This window comes from Ruminiclostridium hungatei (genome assembly GCF_002051585.1).
Classification (GTDB): Bacteria; Bacillota; Clostridia; order Acetivibrionales; family DSM-1351; genus Ruminiclostridium; species Ruminiclostridium hungatei.
Genome location: NZ_MZGX01000005.1, coordinates 1 through 17,702, shown reverse-complemented (window position 1 = coordinate 17,702; position 17,702 = coordinate 1). Strand labels below are relative to the sequence as shown.

The 17,702-nt window shown below is 41.3% G+C and carries 15 protein-coding genes and 1 pseudogene; 2 read left to right on the top strand and 14 right to left on the bottom strand.

Annotation, left to right across the window (positions count from 1 at the left end; all coding sequences use genetic code 11):
• Positions 1–179 precede the first annotated feature (179 nt).
• The 4 genes from CLHUN_RS04800 to CLHUN_RS04785 all read right to left on the bottom strand — a co-directional run bounded on the left by CLHUN_RS04800 (position 180) and on the right by CLHUN_RS04785 (position 5,356).
• Positions 180–1,454, bottom strand: a complete 1,275-nt coding sequence (locus tag CLHUN_RS04800; RefSeq protein ID WP_080063435.1) for an endo-1,4-beta-xylanase — start codon at positions 1,452–1,454, stop codon at positions 180–182.
• A gap of 1,070 nt (positions 1,455–2,524) precedes the next feature.
• Positions 2,525–3,403: a carbon-nitrogen hydrolase family protein gene (locus CLHUN_RS04795; RefSeq protein WP_080063434.1), complete on the bottom strand. Its 879-nt coding sequence runs from the start codon at positions 3,401–3,403 to the stop codon at positions 2,525–2,527.
• 101 nt (positions 3,404–3,504) lie between these two features.
• Positions 3,505–3,858, bottom strand: a complete 354-nt coding sequence (locus tag CLHUN_RS04790) for a DUF2200 domain-containing protein (protein WP_080063433.1) — start codon at positions 3,856–3,858, stop codon at positions 3,505–3,507.
• An 82-nt stretch (positions 3,859–3,940) separates the two neighbouring features.
• On the bottom strand, positions 3,941–5,356 hold the full coding sequence (locus CLHUN_RS04785; RefSeq protein ID WP_080063432.1) for an aminotransferase-like domain-containing protein: 1,416 nt from the start codon (positions 5,354–5,356) through the stop codon (positions 3,941–3,943).
• 141 nt (positions 5,357–5,497) lie between these two features.
• Between CLHUN_RS04785 and CLHUN_RS04780 the strand changes: the two genes are divergently transcribed.
• The gene (locus CLHUN_RS04780) at positions 5,498–6,103 is read left to right on the top strand and encodes a LysE family translocator (protein WP_080063431.1); all 606 of its coding nucleotides are present in this window, start codon (positions 5,498–5,500) and stop codon (positions 6,101–6,103) included.
• A 67-nt stretch (positions 6,104–6,170) separates the two neighbouring features.
• On the opposite strand, the gene CLHUN_RS04775 is transcribed toward CLHUN_RS04780, so the two are convergent.
• The 8 genes from CLHUN_RS04775 to CLHUN_RS04740 form a co-directional block, all read right to left on the bottom strand.
• Positions 6,171–6,365 (bottom strand): DUF3502 domain-containing protein, encoded by a 195-nt coding sequence (locus tag CLHUN_RS04775; protein ID WP_080063430.1) that lies wholly within the window; start codon positions 6,363–6,365, stop codon positions 6,171–6,173.
• A 248-nt stretch (positions 6,366–6,613) separates the two neighbouring features.
• Positions 6,614–6,901, bottom strand: a complete 288-nt coding sequence (locus tag CLHUN_RS04770) for a DUF4491 family protein (RefSeq protein ID WP_080063588.1) — start codon at positions 6,899–6,901, stop codon at positions 6,614–6,616.
• A 148-nt stretch (positions 6,902–7,049) separates the two neighbouring features.
• Positions 7,050–9,242, bottom strand: a complete 2,193-nt coding sequence (katG, locus tag CLHUN_RS04765) for a catalase/peroxidase HPI (RefSeq protein WP_080063429.1) — start codon at positions 9,240–9,242, stop codon at positions 7,050–7,052.
• 13 nt (positions 9,243–9,255) lie between these two features.
• A complete protein-coding gene (locus CLHUN_RS04760) occupies positions 9,256–9,687 on the bottom strand; it encodes a Fur family transcriptional regulator (protein WP_080063428.1) in 432 nt (143 codons plus the stop codon).
• Positions 9,688–9,935: 248 nt separating this feature from the next.
• Positions 9,936–12,320, bottom strand: a complete 2,385-nt coding sequence (locus CLHUN_RS04755; RefSeq protein ID WP_080063427.1) for an ABC transporter permease — start codon at positions 12,318–12,320, stop codon at positions 9,936–9,938.
• A gap of 1 nt (position 12,321) precedes the next feature.
• Positions 12,322–13,080: an ABC transporter ATP-binding protein gene (locus tag CLHUN_RS04750; protein WP_080063426.1), complete on the bottom strand. Its 759-nt coding sequence runs from the start codon at positions 13,078–13,080 to the stop codon at positions 12,322–12,324.
• 338 nt (positions 13,081–13,418) lie between these two features.
• The gene (locus tag CLHUN_RS04745; protein WP_080063425.1) at positions 13,419–13,940 is read right to left on the bottom strand and encodes a VanZ family protein; all 522 of its coding nucleotides are present in this window, start codon (positions 13,938–13,940) and stop codon (positions 13,419–13,421) included.
• Between the two features lie 94 nt (positions 13,941–14,034).
• Positions 14,035–14,727, bottom strand: coding sequence for an alpha/beta hydrolase (locus tag CLHUN_RS04740; protein ID WP_080063424.1), 693 nt, complete (start codon positions 14,725–14,727; stop codon positions 14,035–14,037).
• Positions 14,728–15,184: 457 nt separating this feature from the next.
• Between CLHUN_RS04740 and CLHUN_RS04735 the strand changes: the two genes are divergently transcribed.
• Positions 15,185–16,027 (top strand): AraC family transcriptional regulator, encoded by an 843-nt coding sequence (locus tag CLHUN_RS04735; RefSeq protein ID WP_080063423.1) that lies wholly within the window; start codon positions 15,185–15,187, stop codon positions 16,025–16,027.
• Between the two features lie 109 nt (positions 16,028–16,136).
• On the opposite strand, the gene CLHUN_RS04730 is transcribed toward CLHUN_RS04735, so the two are convergent.
• Both CLHUN_RS04730 and CLHUN_RS04725 read right to left on the bottom strand, forming a co-directional pair.
• Entirely contained in the window at positions 16,137–16,688 is a 552-nt protein-coding gene (locus CLHUN_RS04730) for a DUF5104 domain-containing protein (protein ID WP_080063422.1), read from the bottom strand.
• A 17-nt stretch (positions 16,689–16,705) separates the two neighbouring features.
• Positions 16,706–17,702: pseudogene (locus CLHUN_RS04725) on the bottom strand (DUF4474 domain-containing protein); the annotation flags it as partial.

Genomic DNA, 17,702 nt, shown 5'->3' with positions numbered 1-17,702 from the left:
ACATATGTTATTTTAATTTGTTTTTTTTACTTTGTCAAGGAAGAAACAACTGCGTCTTACCCTAGATTATAAAAATCATGTCGGTAAACCCAAAAGGTGGCCAGCAGCGAATACACTGCCGGCCACCTTTTTTGACAAAAATCAGCGGGAATTTTATGTTTCAGCTTTTATTAACTTTATCACACACCGACAGGTAACTTGGGTATAATTCCAAGCAGATATTGCTTCATGATGGCAAAGTCCAAAGCATCTACTGTTCCGCTGGCATTAAGATCTGCGGCTGCCATACCGTTTTCAGCCGGGAATTTGGTTATTGACCCCAGCAGGTATTGCTTCATGAGTGAATAATCTACAGCATCCACACTGCCGCTGCCGTCAACGTCACCATATACTATTGTGGGGGTTGAAGAGCCCAAAGCGGCCTGCATTGCATAATAAGACGGTTTAGGATTATAGTTGGAGTCAAACAGCAAAGCCGCACCTCTGCCGGGGAACGTATTGGGCACCCAGGAATATTTGTCGGTGAAGCCCCATACCTGGATGGCCTTCACTGCCGGCTGTGCCATACACTTCTCGATGATATTCTTGTAGTAGCCGGCTTGAGTTTGCAGTTCCGCCGCTGTGGGATTGCTGGATACACGTACATCCATCTCGGTTATATATATTTCAAGTCCTAAATCTGCAAAACGCTGTAAATTCCTGGCAAAGTCATTATAGTCAATTGAGTATTGTATATCCAGGTGCATCTGAAAGCCGATTCCGTCCACAGGTATATTGCGGCTTTTAAAATCTTTGAGCATATTATAGGCAGCGTTGGACTTATTGCCGGTATACTCAAGATTGTAGTCGTTGTATATCAGCTTTACACTGGGGTCGGCAGCACGAGCCCGGATAAATGCATTTTCAATATAGCTTTTACCCAGGGTTCTGTACCAGAAGGAATTCCTGTAGTTTCCATCGTCCTCAAAGGCTTCGTTAACTACGTCCCAGATTGGAATCTTGCCTTTATAGTGGGCCATTACCTTGTCGATATGATTGTACATGGCAGACTGCATAGCGCTGGCACTGAGATTCTGTACCCAGCCTGGAGTCTGATTGTGCCAGACCAGCGTATGTCCGTGAACCGTATAATTATTGGTTTGAGCCCAATTAACAAGCTTATCTCCTTCAGCAAAGTTAAAATTATTTTGGGAGGACTCTGTTGCATCCCATTTCATACAATTTTCAGCAGTTACCAGATTAAACTCTGGAGTGGCAGTGCTGAGAAATGCGGAAGAATCAGACATTGTGGTAAAACCACTGGGGAATTCGGTTCCTATCAGAACTCTGCTTTGAATATCCTTTAACCTTTTACCCGTTGGAGTAGCGGCATTAACCGTTGCCGAGCAAATCACAAGCGCTGTCATAAAGACAACAAGCGCCGCCGATAAGGCTTTAAAACTTTTCTTTCTCATAAATCAACTCTCCTTTTTTAATATAGTTGCTGTGCAGATACCGTATCTGCGCCGGCTAACAGGTGCTTGATTCCTTATCCTGTATCCCTTCTCCATCTGTAGCTGAATTACACATCAGCAGGGAAAATCACTTATCTTCCCAGGCAAATATTGCTTCATAACTGCAAAATCAGTTGCATCTATTGTTTCATCAGTGAATAGGTCAATTAAATCTAGCTGAAGCTGCCATCAAGGTCACATTATACTGTCAAGGTTGGAATTTCCAATATAGCTGTGCCTGTCCGTTATCGTCTATGAATACGATAGGGTCATCTCTGCGCTCCGTTATAAATAGAAAGACGGTTAAGTTAAGTACCTTTCATACATCCACCTCCATTCCAGTTAATTTTTCTTTATATTCAAAGCTGAGATTACGCAAAGGACTTGGGAAACCGGCAATATCCCAATCTTTTGCTTCTCATTTTTGAAACACAGGTCACGCTGCCGGATTTATTACAGCTTTATGTTTATGTGCGGCAGCTTCATAAATCTATTTTTTCTGCTTGATTATTAACGGTTTCGTTTTTATTGCATGTATGAAAAGTCAATTGCTATCGGCTGGAAACCGCTGGTTTGGGCTTGAGGCCAAAGCCTCCTGAAGTACAGGCTCTTTAAAACCCAAACCGTTGAAACCGTGAAATAAAATGCTTAAAAGCACATATTGGTCTGGAAAGCAAAGGTTTCAACCGTAATTGACTTTATGAATTGTCGTTTTATTTAACGATAAAAAGAGAGTGTGAAAGTTTTGTTTTTATTGGTTCAAAGCAAATATACTTACAATTACTTATTTAATTATACTATATTTGTCATTAATTTTAAAATTATCCATTAAAAATTTTCTCGTGAATTAAGCTTTTATGAAAAATATAATACTTTGTCAGGGGACAAACCTAAAGTATTCCGCAGAACGTGGATATTCGTCAGAAAAGCCCATAGCTACGGGAGCTATGGGCTTTTCTGACTACATTGCCTTATCTTTTTTATTTAATCTCCATACATTCTTTGATTTGCAAAAAAGCAAATACCCTTTACTACTTCCTGTAATTCTTCCTGATGAACGGTTCTTCAATGGTTTCTGAAACTATCAGGCTGTATTTCCGGGGATGGCGGTATGCGTTTCCGTGCACTTCCAGCCTTCTGTACGCTCTGATTTCATCAATAGGAAAGTCGGCTATATAAACTCCCTCTCTCTCCCCGGCTTCAATAATAAGGGTGTCTCTGGAGCCAGGTTCCGAAGGTCTGTACGCAATCCCGTCAAACGCTGCAGAATGGCCGTTGCAGTCAGGCTGACCCATGGGATAATTGACTGTAGCAATACCAACCATATTTTCAAAGGCTCTGGCCCGCAACTGCGAAATGCGGTTTATTTCCAAAGGGCAGGCGTTGGGCACCAAAATAAGCTCGGCGCCTTTCAACATGAGAATCCTCGCACTTTCCGGAAATTCCCGGTCATAGCAAATCATTGCGCCAATTTTTATGTCTCCCCGGGCAGTATTTAAATCGGCAACATAAAAATCCTCGCCTGCTGTCAGCCGGCACTCATCACTGAAATCGCAGGTATGTACCTTTGCATATGTAAGCACCTTGTTTCCGAAGCGGTCAAACAAACAGAGGGTATTTCTGGGCAACGGTTCATACTTTTCAAGAAAAGTTATGCCTATGGCCATATCAAGGGTCTTCGCCAGCCTGCCGAAGGAACTGACGAATTCACCGTCCGCAGATACAGCGCTTGCATGCAATTCCTCAAAGCTTTCGGGTATATTGTAACCGACGCTCCACATTTCAGGAAACAATGCAAGGTCTGCGCCCATTTCTTTGGCCTTTGTGCAAAAATCCCAGCCTTTTTTCAGATTCCTGTCCAAGGCAGCTTCAGGTAAAAGCTGTAATAAAGCAACTTTTAAATTTTTCATATTCATCGACTCCTAAAAATACTGCAGCAGCCCGCTATGGCAGGTTTGGCACGGAAAGTAATTTATTCCATGGAAACCATCCTTATTTAAACTCTAAGCTATTATTTTTCTCGAAGTATCTTATCCATAGCTTTTCCTTTAGCCAATTCATCAATCAGCTTATCCAAATAACGAATTTCCTGCATGGTGGGCTCTTTTATATCTTCTACCCTGACACCGCAAATAACTCCTTTTATCAGAGTTCTTGAGGGGTTTGGGAGGGGAGCATACTTAAAGAAGGTCTCAAAGTCTGTTTGTCTTTTTAATTGTTCCTCCAGCTCCTCCTGGGTATATCCGGTCAGCCAGCATATGATTTCATCAACTTCCGACTTGGTCCGTCCTTTTTTCTCCGCCTTTGAAATATAAAGAGGATACACACTTGCAAGGCTCATTGTATAGATTCTATGGTTTGACAATACTTTCCCTCCCGGTATTAAAATTAATTTCCACACACGCAGCAAATAACACAAGTAATTAACTTCTTGCAGTTCCCGGAGATTACAAGACCGGGTAAAAACTTTTTCGCTTTCTGTAATTATCAAGTAATTCTTTGATAATATTTAGTGCTGTTTCCAGTTCTTCCAGAGTATTTGGCGCACTGACAGCCAGACGAATCGTTGGTTTTTCAGGTTTAGATCCCACATAAAATCGATTGGCAGATAAAATTTGAACTCCTTTTTCTAATGCCAGGTATTCCAACTCAACATCATCATAGCTGCCTGGCAGCTGAATGAATCGATAGCATGAAGTTGGTGCCGGTAATACATGGTATCCTGTCATAATCTCATCGAAACGCTTATTGCGTACTTTAAGTATTTGTATTTTTACTTCTTCTATGCGTTCATACAACCCGGTTGATTGAAGAAGTGATACAATTTCTGAAGTGTATGGCGATGCCATCCAGATAATGTTATTAAGTCCATGTGACAACTTTTCAACCAGAGATGACGGAGCAGCAATATACGATATGCGAAAAGCAGGACTTATGGCTTTTGACGTACCCATTATAAACAAACTCTGTTGGGGGACATATGCGCTTATTGGCTTTATTTTCTTTTCCAGGCTAAAGCTGAACGTAGCGTCTTCCATAAGCAGTAAATTATTGTCTTCAATAACTTTCGCCAGTGCTTTTCTTCTTTCAACACTCAAAGTTACTGTGGTGGGATTCTGATAATCTGACATTATATATATGCCTTTAGGTTGTTCCCGTTTACAGGTGGACTTTAATTCTTCAATATCCATACCCTCTTCATCCCCAAAAACAGGAACCAGAATAACCTTCATATATGCTGCTAAGCTTATCAAGCCCGTATATGTGTATTCATCAACAACAATTCTATCTCCTTTTTCAAAAAGTGTCATAAGAATAATAGACAATGCATTTTGTGTTCCCGAGGTAATGATAATGTTTTCGGCCTCAACCTTCATTTTATACTTTATCAGCCAATTAGCTGCAACATAGCGATGTTTAATATGTCCTTCCGGCGGACAATAAGTCATGGTTAATCCATAATCCATGGAATCCAGGACTTGTTTAATGAGTGTTTCAATAAAAGGATTGCATTCATAAAGAGGAATTGCCATGCCTAAACTAATCAAATCAGTATCTTTATGATCCGTTAACAATGATATGGGTAGACCCGGGCTTGCAGCTATAAATGTCCCTTTGCCGACAATACCTTTAACCAAACCTTTTTCTTCACAAATTTTATACGCTCTTGTAACCGTACCATGATTAATGCCAAGTTGGTTAGCAAGTACACGTTGTGGCGGCATTTTATAGCCTCGCATCAGTATCCCTTTATTAATATCATCTTGTATCGCTTGCACAAGAGCTTGATATAAGGGTATATCCCCACTTGTACCTATTTCGGGTATCCAGCCTATTTCGTTACCATATTGATCCAGCTTCATTGTATTACCTTCTTTTATCTTATATTTCCAACAATTGTATCTAGTACAATTCGCAAACTTGTAACTAATACAATATATGAATTGTATTAGTCGGCACAGATAAGTTATAATCAATTGTATCACCAGTCAGGAGGTAAGACAATGCTGCAAATGATAATTTATTCAATCACCATTATGTATACACCTGGTCCTGTAACTATTACCGCTGCTAATATTGGTTTAAACCGAAAGTTCAAAGATGGATTACCCTTTTATGCAGGTGTCAGTTTAGCTATTTTTGCCCTTTACATATTGATTGGCTACTTTGGCAACCTGCTGCTGACCTCCTATGACTTATGGCCTATCAGCTTGATTGGCGGTATATATATGCTATATTTAGCTTATAAGATATTCATGTCTGAGGTTGACTTAAACAAAGCTGCTTTTACGAAGATAGGATTACGTGAAGGCTTCCTTATGCAGTTTTTCAATCCGAAGGCTATAATTGCTGTAATACCTGCTGTAACAATTTATTTTCCTCAATTGAATATCACCGGCATTAAAATTTTTTATATGGCTATATTTTTTACCATGCTTGTTTTTGGTGCACCAGCTTTATATGCCCTTATAGGCCAGTTTTTCTCCAATATTTTTCATAACAAAAGGGGGCTTTCATTCTTCAATAAGCTAATGTCTTTAATCCTGGTTTATATTGCATTATCTACCATGTATAAATACATATATTTGCGTTTTTTCCAATCATTATAAAAAAATATTTTTTAAGCTGAAATTGAAATAAACTTGTCTGGCAGCTCCGGAGTTTATTCATTATGAGTTATTTCTGTGAGGCTAAGAAATCATCAACCTGCTTCCGGGCATCGGCGCAAACCTTGACGATACCTTCGTTCAGCGGATTACCCATGTTTTTACCAACAGTCGCCAAAGTAGCAATTTCAGTTTTTACAGTTTCCGGATTATAGACCCAACCTAAAAGCTTTTCAGCTTTTGCAGATTCATTAAATTTCTTCATCTTGATCCATTTATCCTGACTCTCATTTGCCCACAGGTAATCAAGGAACAGTAAACATTAAAAGTGCTTGGAATTTCAATAAAACCTTATAACTTCCCATACTCTAAAAAGAGTATATTTAAAAGCTATAATACTTTATAAGTACTATAGCCTAAATGACATATAAAAAAGTAAAAACAGGCCAAAAAGTATATTCTGAGGCCTATTTCTTTGAGGTATACGCGCTTGTTCTCAAATTATAAATCATTTTACTTACTTTTATTCTGATTATTTGGAAACCATCCCTTTTTGACACGTTCCTCCTGTTCAAAAAGTTCATGTATGCTCCATAGTGAAGCAAATCCAGTAATACCTGTTATTGAAGAAATTGTAGCATTATTAATGAACACCGATGATGCTATCAGTATTATTCCCACAATCAAAAAAACCGGCCAAACTTTTTTACCTATATAGTATTCAGATTTTATAACGATTGGATGGAACAGTCCTATAATTAAAAATGCGACTATTCCTATTATCAATCCCTGAAAATTCATTTCTGCTCCTTCCTTACTAAAACGGAAAGCTGACAGCAATAAATGCTTTCTGCAGCTTTCAACCAGGAAAAGGAGTGGTTGGAAGCAGAGGGATAATACCAATTACCCCTCTGCTTCTTATTCCTCTTCCTTGTCCCTATGGTCCATTTTATGTAATATCGAAACGATCTGCGTTCATCACCTTGCTCCAGGCAGACACAAAGTCCTGCAAGAACTTTTCCTTGGAGTCGTCGCAGGCATAGACTTCCGCGATGGCTCGGAGCTGGGAATTTGAACCGAAGATGAGATCGACGCGGGTACCGGTCCACTTGAGTTCACCTGTATTGCGGTTACGACCCTCGTATACGTTATTGTCTTCGGAAGTTGCCTTCCACGTTGTGCTCATGTCGAGCAAATTCACGAAGAAGTCATTTGTGAGCGCTTCCGGCCTATTGGTGAATACGCCATGCTTAGACTGACCAAAATTGATATTCAAAACGCGCAGGCCTCCAAGCAGAACCGTCATTTCAGGAGCGGTCAATGTCAGTAGTTGTGCACGATCAACCAATAGTTCTTCTGCTGATATGGAAAGTTTGGTTTTCAGATAGTTTCGGAATCCGTCTGCAACCGGTTCCAGCACCGAGAAGGACTTCACATCGGTCTGTTCCTGGGATGCGTCCGTGCGTCCAGGTATAAAAGGCACCACTAAATTGTGTCCGGCATTCCTTGCGGCTTGCTCTATACCCGCACATCCACCCAGGACAATTAAATCGGCGAGTGAAATCCTCTTTTGGCCTGACTGAATATTATTGAACTCCGTCCGAAGCTTTTCAAGGACCTGAAGCACAGTATTCAGCCGAGCCGGTTGATTGACGTCCCAATCCTTTTGGGGTGAAAGACGGATACGTGCTCCGTTCGCCCCGCCGCGCTTGTCGGAACCTCTGAATGTAGACGCCGAAGCCCATGCTGTAGAAACCAGTTGTGGGACAGAAAGGCCGGATGCCAGGATTTTGCCTTTGATATCCGCAATATCCTGTTCATCTATCAATTCATAATCTATTGCAGGCACAGGGTCCTGCCAGATCAGTTCCTCCTCAGGAACCTCCGGACCGAGATATCGTGAGCGAGGGCCCATGTCGCGATGGGTCAGCTTGAACCATGCACGTGCAAAGGCATCTGCGAACTCCCCCGGATTTTCATGGAACCGCTTTGCAATCGGTTTATAGATGGAGTCCATCCTCAGTGCAAGATCCGCAGTAGTCATCATAGGCGCATGCCTTTTGGAAGGATCTTGAGCATCCGGCACAGTACCTGCTGCACTTGCATCCGTGGGAACCCACTGCCAGGCCCCTGCTGGACTCTTGACCAGATCCCAGTCGTATCCAAACAGGGTATCGAAATAGCCGTTATCCCACTTTATGGGGTTTGGAGTCCAGGCTCCTTCGATTCCGCTGGTAATCGTATCAGAGCCTTTACCGCTGCGAAAACTGTTCTTCCAGCCCAGTCCCTGCTCCTCGATACTGGCGCCCTCAGGCTCCGGCCCTACATGGGATGCATTACCGGCACCATGGCATTTGCCGAAGGTATGTCCGCCTGCAACAAGTGCCACAGTCTCTTCGTCGTTCATACCCATACGTCCGAAGGTTTCTCGAATGTCTCTCCCGGAAGCGACCGCACTTGGTTGTCCGTTGGGGCCTTCCGGATTCACGTAAATCAGGCCCATCTGTACGGCGGCCAGAGGATTTTCGAGATCACGCTCACCTGAGTAGCGCTTGTCGCCAAGCCACTCCTTCTCGGCTCCCCAATAAATGTCTTCTTCCGGCTCCCATATGTCCTCGCGGCCGCCGCCGAAACCAAAGGTCTTGAATCCCATCGACTCGAGAGCACAGTTGCCGGCAAGAATCATAAGGTCAGCCCAGGAAATCTTCTTGCCGTATTTCTTCTTTATCGGCCAAAGCAAGCGGCGAGCCTTGTCAAGATTGGCATTGTCCGGCCAACTGTTGAGAGGAGCAAAACGCTGGGACCCGGAGCCCCCGCCGCCGCGGCCATCGCCGGTGCGGTACGTACCTGCACTGTGCCACGCCATCCGTATGAAGAGAGGACCGTAGTGGCCATAATCGGCAGGCCACCATTCCTGAGAATCGGTCATCAACTCATATAAATCCTTCTTCAAGGCTTCCAGGTCAAGTTTCTTGAATTCTTCCGCGTAATTGAAGTCAGCGCCAGTCGGATTACTCTTGTCTGTGTTCTGATGAAGAACTTTGAGGTTCAACTGGTTCGGCCACCACTCTCTGTTCGAAGTGCCACTATCAGAAATGGCTTTTCTTGTTTTGCCTGTAACCGGGCATTTCATTTCTTCCATAATTAAGCCCCCTTCATTTAATTTTATTTATATTTGAAAGACACCTTGGACAGATACCCTTAAAATATACATTTTTATCATTAATTCTGAAGCTTTTCAGATCTGCTGAAGTCAACAAATCAATATCAATACTAAAATTATAAATCGTTCCGCAGGATTCACATTTAAAATGTCCATGGTTTTCAACTATAATATCATATCTGGTTTCATTGTCTTCGATATTAATTACCCTTACCAAACCTGCTTCTACCAGTATTTTCAATGTATTGTAAATCGTTGTTTTGGATAGTGTCGGTATATCTTTTTGCAAGTCTGTGAATATCTTATCTGCAGTTGGGTGACATTGATTTTGGGTAAGATATTCCAGGACCTTCAATCTCTGATATGAAAACTGAATATTTTTCATCCTTAATTCTTTCTTTAAATCTTCAAATGAAGGCTTCATTAAAATCACATCCTGTTACACAAAATAGAAAGCTGTGCATTTGTAATCATTACAAAGTTGTTATTATTACAATTACATTATATATATTGGAAATCTTTTAGTCAATTATCGTCTTTGCCTGCTGAATCCGGACGGCTCCTGCCTGGGAACCTCTCTGGCTGCCCCTGTCATCTCCATAAAAAAAACCGCAAGGCCCAAACGGCCTTGTGGTTTTTTGATGCCCTGGCATGGGTCCATGCCGACAGAGCTTATTCCGTAACAAGCGCATAGGCGGAAATCTTGCGAATCCTCCAGGTAATCAGAAGAGACAACAGGTAGGAAAATATTATGGTTGCCGCGCCGAAAGCGACCACCCAATAGGGGTTCACAATAAATCCGGCTCTCATAACCCCCATGCCTTTCATGGATACAGACATAAGTGTATTGGTATAAAATGCGCCTAAAAGGCTGCCGATAACCGCTCCAAGGATGATTGGAACCGTAAACCCGATTGCAAGCTGGTTCATCAATTGAAACGTGGTAAAACCGATTGCTTTCTGAATCCCCAATTCCCGCTTTTTGCGAATCACGGAGGAACTGATTACAAAATATAAGACCAATACAACCACAAGCAGGGTAATCACCAGCATTGCAAGCCCCATGGCGGCAACTATGTTCTGATAGGAAGCCATACCGTCAGCCATTTCTTTATCAAAATTTACAGCTCCCAGCAACAGCTTCTTATCAAACCGGCCTTCTAATTTTTTAATGAACCCGCCGGCATCGGTTCCCTTGTCCAGGTAAATATATAAGGCTTGCTGCTTAAAGTCCGGGTTTAGCCGTTTAAAGTCTTCCGCCAGGATAGAAGTATTCAGCCCGCCCATGGAGGAGCCGTTTGACAAGCCAACTACCTTAAAGACATCTTCCTGATTGCCAAAGCTTACGGTGACGGTGTCATCAATTGTTTTGTGCAGCCTTTCCGCCAGTATGCCGGCCAGGGTAATTTCATTGCGGGATCTGGGATAACGGCCCTCATACACCAGCATGGATTCTTTTTTTGAGTAATCCTCCATCACATAAGCGGAAGCCTCACTTCCCTCAACCTTTATTTTCACTTCATCCAGATATTGCACTTTCCGGACCGTCTCCATGCTTTCGATGGTTTTCACTGCCTGAGTTTGATCTTGTTCCGGGTTGAGCACGGCGATTGCATTGCAGATTTCCATACCCGGAACTTCTGCGAAAGCTTTGGTATCGATGGTGGTGTTATAAAACATAATCACGCCGAAAGTCCCGGCAAATGTGACCGCAATAAGAATAATCCCAATCATTATGTTTTGCTTCATGCTTTGCAAAACAGACTTAAAAGCCAATACAGCGGTTAACCGGCCCTTTGCCTTTTCCAGAGGCAAGTGGTTTCTCTTATATTTACGCGCAGTGGTTTCGCCACGCAGCGCATTGATGGGACTCAGCCTGCTCAGGTTACGGGCGGCCATCCAGGCAACCAGGACAACAATCAGCAATAACGTAAAAAGGGCGGATGAACTGATTGCCCCGTCAAAGGCCTGTTCCCATTTCAGTCCGGATTGTTGTTCAAATACAGCGGCCACTGCGGGGAGAGCGGGGTACGAGAGTGCGATTCCGGCAAGGCTACCCATACCTGCCAGCAGTAAAAACTGCAAAATAACCGAAAGAATAATCTGCCGGCTGGTATAACCGATTGCTTTTAACGAGCCGATTTTCATGATGTCTTCTTCAATGCTGTTTACGATTCTGAAACGTACCACCAGCAGGCATACAATCACAATAATCATTGAAAAAACAACCATCATGACCGAAATCATTGTGGCCATCATACAGCGGGCCATTTCCACCAGTTCCAGATCAATCACCACAAACAGGGACGACACATCTGCCGCCAGCAGCGAAGCGGAATTCAAATGCAGAATTTCACGGATTCCGCTTTCCACTGTCTTTGCGTTATCCACAGCATCCAGATTCGCAAACACCACATGCATGTTATACTCGGGATTATTTATAATGTCCGCTACCTTTTTATAGGTATCCGATGTCAGGTAAAATCCCATGAACCCGGTGTCGCTGGAGCTGAAAAAGATGTCTTCCGTATAGCCTTTTACCGTAAATGACAGGGTTTTTTCGGCGGCTGTTTTTTTATCGGCAAATTTAAGCTGGATTTTATCGTTCAGTTGATACCCGCTGACAGCTTTGAAAATATCCGGGACATAAACAGACATTTCCTCTGCCGGCAAATGTTCTCCGACGAATTTCCATTTGGATATTTCTCTTTGCTCATCCATGTTGTTAAATAAGATATTAAAGGACTGTTCCTTTCCTTTGGAAATAATTTTTGAGTCCAGGAGCAGCATGTCATTTTCCTGCATTTCGGGGATATGTTCATTTCCGTCAAGATAGGCTTTTACTTCATCTGTGTAAAGAGCATCCGGCAGCATGTAGTAAACATCCGCAGGCAAAAGTTCTTCCTTCAGGGTGTTAAAAAAGCCTCCGTAATTGATAACAACCAAGAGCCCCGCATTCAGCAGAAAGGCCGCAATAATAAACATTCCCACAAGCGTCGCGGAAACTGATTTTGTTTTCCGTATATTCGCACTGGCCAGCATCCATAATTTATACACGTTACCACCCCATTTCCAGAAGGAAATCCTGAAGCTTCTGATGGCGCTGTCTATCACCGCTCACATATTTGCCCAGGCTGCATTCACCGCCGATGACACCGTCTTTTATGTACAAAATCCGATTTCCTCTCCTGGCCGAATGCAGGTCATGCGTTACCATGATGATGCTTTGACCGCTGTTGTTTACATCTGTCAGGACATCCAACACCGCTTTTCCCGCCGCAGAATTCAGAGAACCGGTGGGTTCATCGGCAAAAACCACCTTCGGCTGGTTGATCAATGCCCGGACGATTGCGGCACGTTGATTTTCACCGCCCGAAAGCTGTGTGGGAAACTTTCTCCAAATGGTTTCCGTTAAGCCGACCTTCGTGAGCAGTTCTTTCGCATAAGCTACAATCGCCTTCCTGTCCTTACCTATGAGCAGACCGCTGGCTAAAATATTATCCAGGATGCTCATGTTGTCCAGTAAAAACATTTGCTGAAATACAAAACCGCAGTTCTGTCTGCGGAATACTGCCAGCTTGTCGCTGTTCAGGCTTGCAATTTCTGCGTCAAAAAATCTGATGGTTCCGCTTGTCGCCCTGTCCATTCCGGACAAAGCGTAAAGCAGGGTGGATTTGCCAGCTCCGGACGAACCCATGATGACGGTGAAATCTTGTTCATAGATATCAATATCCAGATTTTTTAATACCCGCTGCTCCTGCGTTCCGCTTTTAAAGCTTTTGCATAGTTGGTTGGTTTTTAATATTACATTGTTCATATTTTTTCTCCTGTCACAATATGTTTTAGTTCTTGATTTATTTTGCATAATCTTGGTTTATTTTGCATAATCACCTATGATACGTTTTCTTCCACACTTTTGTTTGATATGTGGTATTTTATGGAATTTAAAACTCTGGTCGCTATTGCCTCCTCACATAAACTGCCGGTTTTCCAAACGCCGTGTTTATTCCGTTTGACCGGTACATAACTTTTCAGCACTGAAAAAGGGCATAAAAAAAGCGGGGTATCTTCGTAAGAAAATACTACCCGCTGAATTTAATTATGCTTATGCTCCTTGATACAATACGTAGTTGAAAAGAATATAATTTAACGTAATTAAAATTTATAAGTGACCACCCTGGAAATTAGCAGTCCTAATATTACAATGCATATTGTTCCAATCAAGGCTGATATATTGAGAACTTTGTTTGTTTTCTCTTTAAATATTTCAGAAAACACAATATAAAATCCTATTCCTGCGACACCTCCAAGTGTATTGCTAATAAAATCCGTTATATCAGTACCTCCGATTTCAAACAGGAATTGTAACAGTTCAAGTAACAGGCTGACACCTGCGATTGAGACGGTTTTTTTCCAAAATGACCAGTTAAGCTTTATCATGCTCAAATACAATCCAAAGGGTATAAACACTATCATATTCAGAATTATCTCATTATAATCCAGTTGATTATTTTTAATAACAGAACCGGCAAAAGGTATCAAATTCAATCCTCTGAAATGTGGTAAAGTATTAAAAGAAATTTGCATCTTAAATAAAATAATCCAGATTAAAACCAGGAAATACACTACAAATAACCCTAATGACAGTTTCACTTGATTGTTTTTGTTTTTTTCCATGTCTGCTCCTCCATAACAAAAGTATATTATATAAATAATCAGCAGTTCAAACCCCGTCCGGCAAATTCTTGCTTGTCTCAGTTTCATGTTATGCTCATACGTTTTCTTCAAGCCATGTACAAACTGTCTCTATATCCTGTTTTTGCATAAAAGGATGTTCACTGCTTTGAGATATTGTCAACTTGCAGTCATGTGCTTTCACAAATTTTTGAATAACTTCTGCTGATTGCAGAGTGTCTTTTCCTCCATACAGTATTGAGGTTGGAATGTTCCATTTTTTAATTGGATGTTTTTTAACATACTGATAATAGTCCCAACGCAATAGATCAACGGGAGTAGGGATTTCTTTTTCCATGCATAACTTTTCCTCTGTTACATTAAACCAACAAAACATCTGTTGAATAAGGTATTCCATGTCTAATACAGGCGATTGAAAAAGACAGTTCATAAAATTTCTGTCTGTATAAGTATTTAAACTGAAGTATGCTCCAAGGCTGCAAGCAAACAATGAAACACCGCTCCACATTGAAAAAACGTAATTACCAATCACAGTAAGGTCGTGCATGCCATTCCAGATGTCACAACGATAATCACTCCCTTTTCTTTCACCATGTTCCGGCAAATCAAAGCTAAGTGTTTGATAGCCTTTTTTCTCTGCTATTTCAGCGAAATTCTCTGCATGTTCTTTACAAGACATTTTTCCATGAACATGAATATATGACTTGTCTGATTTTTCGCCCCAAATGATGGCAGGGATATTGTTAATTTTAATGTTTTGAACTTTCATTTTTACCTCCAACTATTGAGGTCTTACCCTCCATAGCTTTCTTATCATTAAGTTATCTGACCTTTATAATCCTCCCTTCTCGACTGATTACATTAAAAGAATTAAGTCAAAATACAAATAATCCTCAGATGAAAACTGACTGACAAATTCATGTTCGTCTTTAAAACCAGGGTCAAAAAAGATGCCGTTTGAGCCTGGCAGGGCCCTGGAAGTTGACAGTGGAGCTGAAAACACCGTAAAATCGCAACTTCAAGATTATGTAAAAGTTGTTGACGTGTAATTCCTTACAGTTTATTATGTATATAATCTCAATAATCATTTGGTGTAAGAGGTTAATTTAGTTGATTTATATAATATCCATTATGAGCGTATCAACACCCCAACCTGCAAATACTTGCAAATATTGTCGGGTATTTGTTCTTAACCTATATTATACTTAACGTGAAAGGAGAAGTATATGGATACACTGGAAAACATGAAACAAGCGATTGATTATATCGAAAGCAATCTTGACCGCGAAATTGAATATGCAAGGATTGCACAAATCGCCTTATGCTCTCAATATCACTTTCAGCGCATGTTTGGTTTCCTTATCGGCGTACCTCTATCAGAGTATATAAGGCGGCGGCGATTAACCCTTGCGGCCTTTGACTTGCAGAATGGTAATGAAAAGATAATTGATATTGCTTTGAAGTATGGCTATAATTCGCCTGATTCGTTTTCTCGTGCATTTATAGCAATGCATGGAATCATACCGTCAAAAGCAAGAGAAAAAGGCATATCCTTAAAGGCGTATCCTCGTATAACATTCTCTTTATCACTAAAAGGAGTTGTTGAGATGAACTACAGAATTGAGCAAAAAGATGCCTTCGCCGTTGTAGGTATTAAGCGGAGATTTTCTCATGTTGAGGGCTTGGGTGAAAACATAGGGAAGATGTGGAGTGAGACACCGGCTGCAACAATCGGGCAAATCGCCGGGCTCGGGGATGGGCTGGTGGGTGTATACAGCGGAATGTATGAAGACAGCACGACTGATTACTATATTGCCTCCATAACGGAAAAAGATTGTCCCAAAACCATGAGCAGGCTTGAAATACCAAGTCTTACCTGGGCCATATTTGAAATAACCGGCCCCATGCCTACAGCAATGGCAGATATATGGGGACGGATTTTTTCCGAATGGTTTCCCACCTCCGGTTATGAACACGCAGAAGCGCCAGAAGTGGAGTGGTACTCAAACGGTGATCTGAGCTCGTCTGATTACAAAAGCGAAATATGGATCCCAGTTATTAAGAAATAAGGTTCTTCACCAAATAAGCAAACTGCCATTTACATTGCACTTTGACTACTTCGAGAAAATATAAATCCTGGACGGTTAATATAAAAAATGGGGATACCCCCATTTTTTGTTATTTTATTGGTATATAGATTCCTACGTGTGATATCTTTTGGTCACCATCATATAATATCTTTTGGTCACCATCCCATATTTTTTCTTCATCTTCTGATTTTACCACCAAGAGCAAATAAAGGCCAACATTATCAGGGTGATCTGTATCAACTGGATAATCTCGTAATAAAAAGAAGTATTTTTGCTTATCGGTATTTACATAGTAGTATGAACTGACTTCTTTCTTTACATGTCCATAATCATTTGTCTCGGACACTTTTGGACCACTTGGTTTTTCCCACGAATCAACTTTACCTTGGAAAAAATCAAAAAAGTCATTCATGCTACTATCAAAGTCAACAGCTTCCTCCAAAGCCTTTTTTGAAAACAGAGATTTTAAAGCATCTTTGTCTTTACTTTTAATGGCTTCAATCACTTGCTCCAATCGTGCATTTGCTTTTGTCTCATCGCTATCTCTGTTAAGCATTTCTGTTCTTAAACCTCCCAAGGAACAAGAACTCAAAAACAACATACCAAGTATAAGTGTTGAGATAATTGTTAGCTTACGCATAGGCTATTTATTCCCCCCTACTTAAATGTAAATGTTAGTTTATATTTATTATCTTTCGATATCGACCACTGGTCAATACTGTCCAAGTAGTCTTTTGATTTAATAAAATACTTATACAAATCTTGTTTGCCAGAAAAGTCGACTGTGTAAGTAGCTTTTAGCTGACTGGCTTTTACGTCTTGATAATCCGGATTAAAGCCCGTCACCCACCATTTATCAGTGTTTTTGCGTAGTGGATCAAATATTTTGGGATCAACTTTCTTGGGATCATAAGATATTATTTGTTTTCCATTATAGTACAATGTTAATGTCATCGGCATAGCAAGACTTTGGTCTACAAGCCAGTGTTCCGTCTTAGTGCCGTTAACTACCATTCTTTTATATATACCCATTTCTGCTCCTGCGCCTAAGTTCAGATAATCCCCTTTCCATGCCCACAAAATATAATCGTTGCCATCAGCGTCACTAAATTGGAATTTTTCTTTCGCCATACTTGTAGCGTAATGAAAAACAGTATCATAAAAATCATTGTACCCTGAATACTCAAAGCTCTGGAGTGACCATTCCTGTCTGGCATGGTAAACGCCATCATCATCCATGACAAATCCTCCTGCATAAAACAGGTCTAATACAGGCACTCCTGTAAGGAATTGTGTAAGGTATGGATGTTGAGTTGCAAATACATTGACCGGGTTTGCTATTAACCATTCAGCAATTTCCCTTGTTACATCTTCAGGTTTAAGTTTAGATAAATCTTTAGTATCAGTTTTTCCCTTCCCCTTATTTCCATTCTCAACTTTCTTTGGAGGGGTACTGTAATTTGCAGTTACCCTTTTACTTTTTTCTTTCTGTAATGCAGCATATGTACGCTGATCCAATTTCCCTGTCGGTTCAATGCCCTGGAAGTGTTCCACCGGCTTAAGGTTCCCAACGGTTCCATTTTTCTTTACACCTTCAAATGCTGCTTTACAGCCTCTTTGAAAACCCAGCAGGGCTTCATGAGTCTCCCCGCTA

What these genes read in the sequence shown, in the direction of transcription:
- CLHUN_RS04785 (WP_080063432.1), bottom strand. Translation starts at nt 5,356, where the DNA reads ATGAAGCTGGATCAATATGGTAACGAAATAGGCTGGATACCCGAAATA.
- CLHUN_RS04800 (WP_080063435.1), bottom strand. Translation starts at nt 1,454, where the DNA reads ATGAGAAAGAAAAGTTTTAAAGCCTTATCGGCGGCGCTTGTTGTCTTT.
- CLHUN_RS04740 (WP_080063424.1), bottom strand. Translation starts at nt 14,727, where the DNA reads ATGAAAGTTCAAAACATTAAAATTAACAATATCCCTGCCATCATTTGG.
- CLHUN_RS04735 (WP_080063423.1), top strand. Translation starts at nt 15,185, where the DNA reads ATGGATACACTGGAAAACATGAAACAAGCGATTGATTATATCGAAAGC.
- CLHUN_RS04775 (WP_080063430.1), bottom strand. Translation starts at nt 6,365, where the DNA reads ATGAAGAAATTTAATGAATCTGCAAAAGCTGAAAAGCTTTTAGGTTGG.
- CLHUN_RS04730 (WP_080063422.1), bottom strand. Translation starts at nt 16,688, where the DNA reads ATGCGTAAGCTAACAATTATCTCAACACTTATACTTGGTATGTTGTTT.
- CLHUN_RS04795 (WP_080063434.1), bottom strand. Translation starts at nt 3,403, where the DNA reads ATGAAAAATTTAAAAGTTGCTTTATTACAGCTTTTACCTGAAGCTGCC.
- CLHUN_RS04750 (WP_080063426.1), bottom strand. Translation starts at nt 13,080, where the DNA reads ATGAACAATGTAATATTAAAAACCAACCAACTATGCAAAAGCTTTAAA.
- CLHUN_RS04745 (WP_080063425.1), bottom strand. Translation starts at nt 13,940, where the DNA reads ATGGAAAAAAACAAAAACAATCAAGTGAAACTGTCATTAGGGTTATTT.
- CLHUN_RS04760 (WP_080063428.1), bottom strand. Translation starts at nt 9,687, where the DNA reads ATGAAGCCTTCATTTGAAGATTTAAAGAAAGAATTAAGGATGAAAAAT.
- CLHUN_RS04780 (WP_080063431.1), top strand. Translation starts at nt 5,498, where the DNA reads ATGCTGCAAATGATAATTTATTCAATCACCATTATGTATACACCTGGT.
- CLHUN_RS04770 (WP_080063588.1), bottom strand. Translation starts at nt 6,901, where the DNA reads ATGAATTTTCAGGGATTGATAATAGGAATAGTCGCATTTTTAATTATA.
- katG (WP_080063429.1), bottom strand. Translation starts at nt 9,242, where the DNA reads ATGGAAGAAATGAAATGCCCGGTTACAGGCAAAACAAGAAAAGCCATT.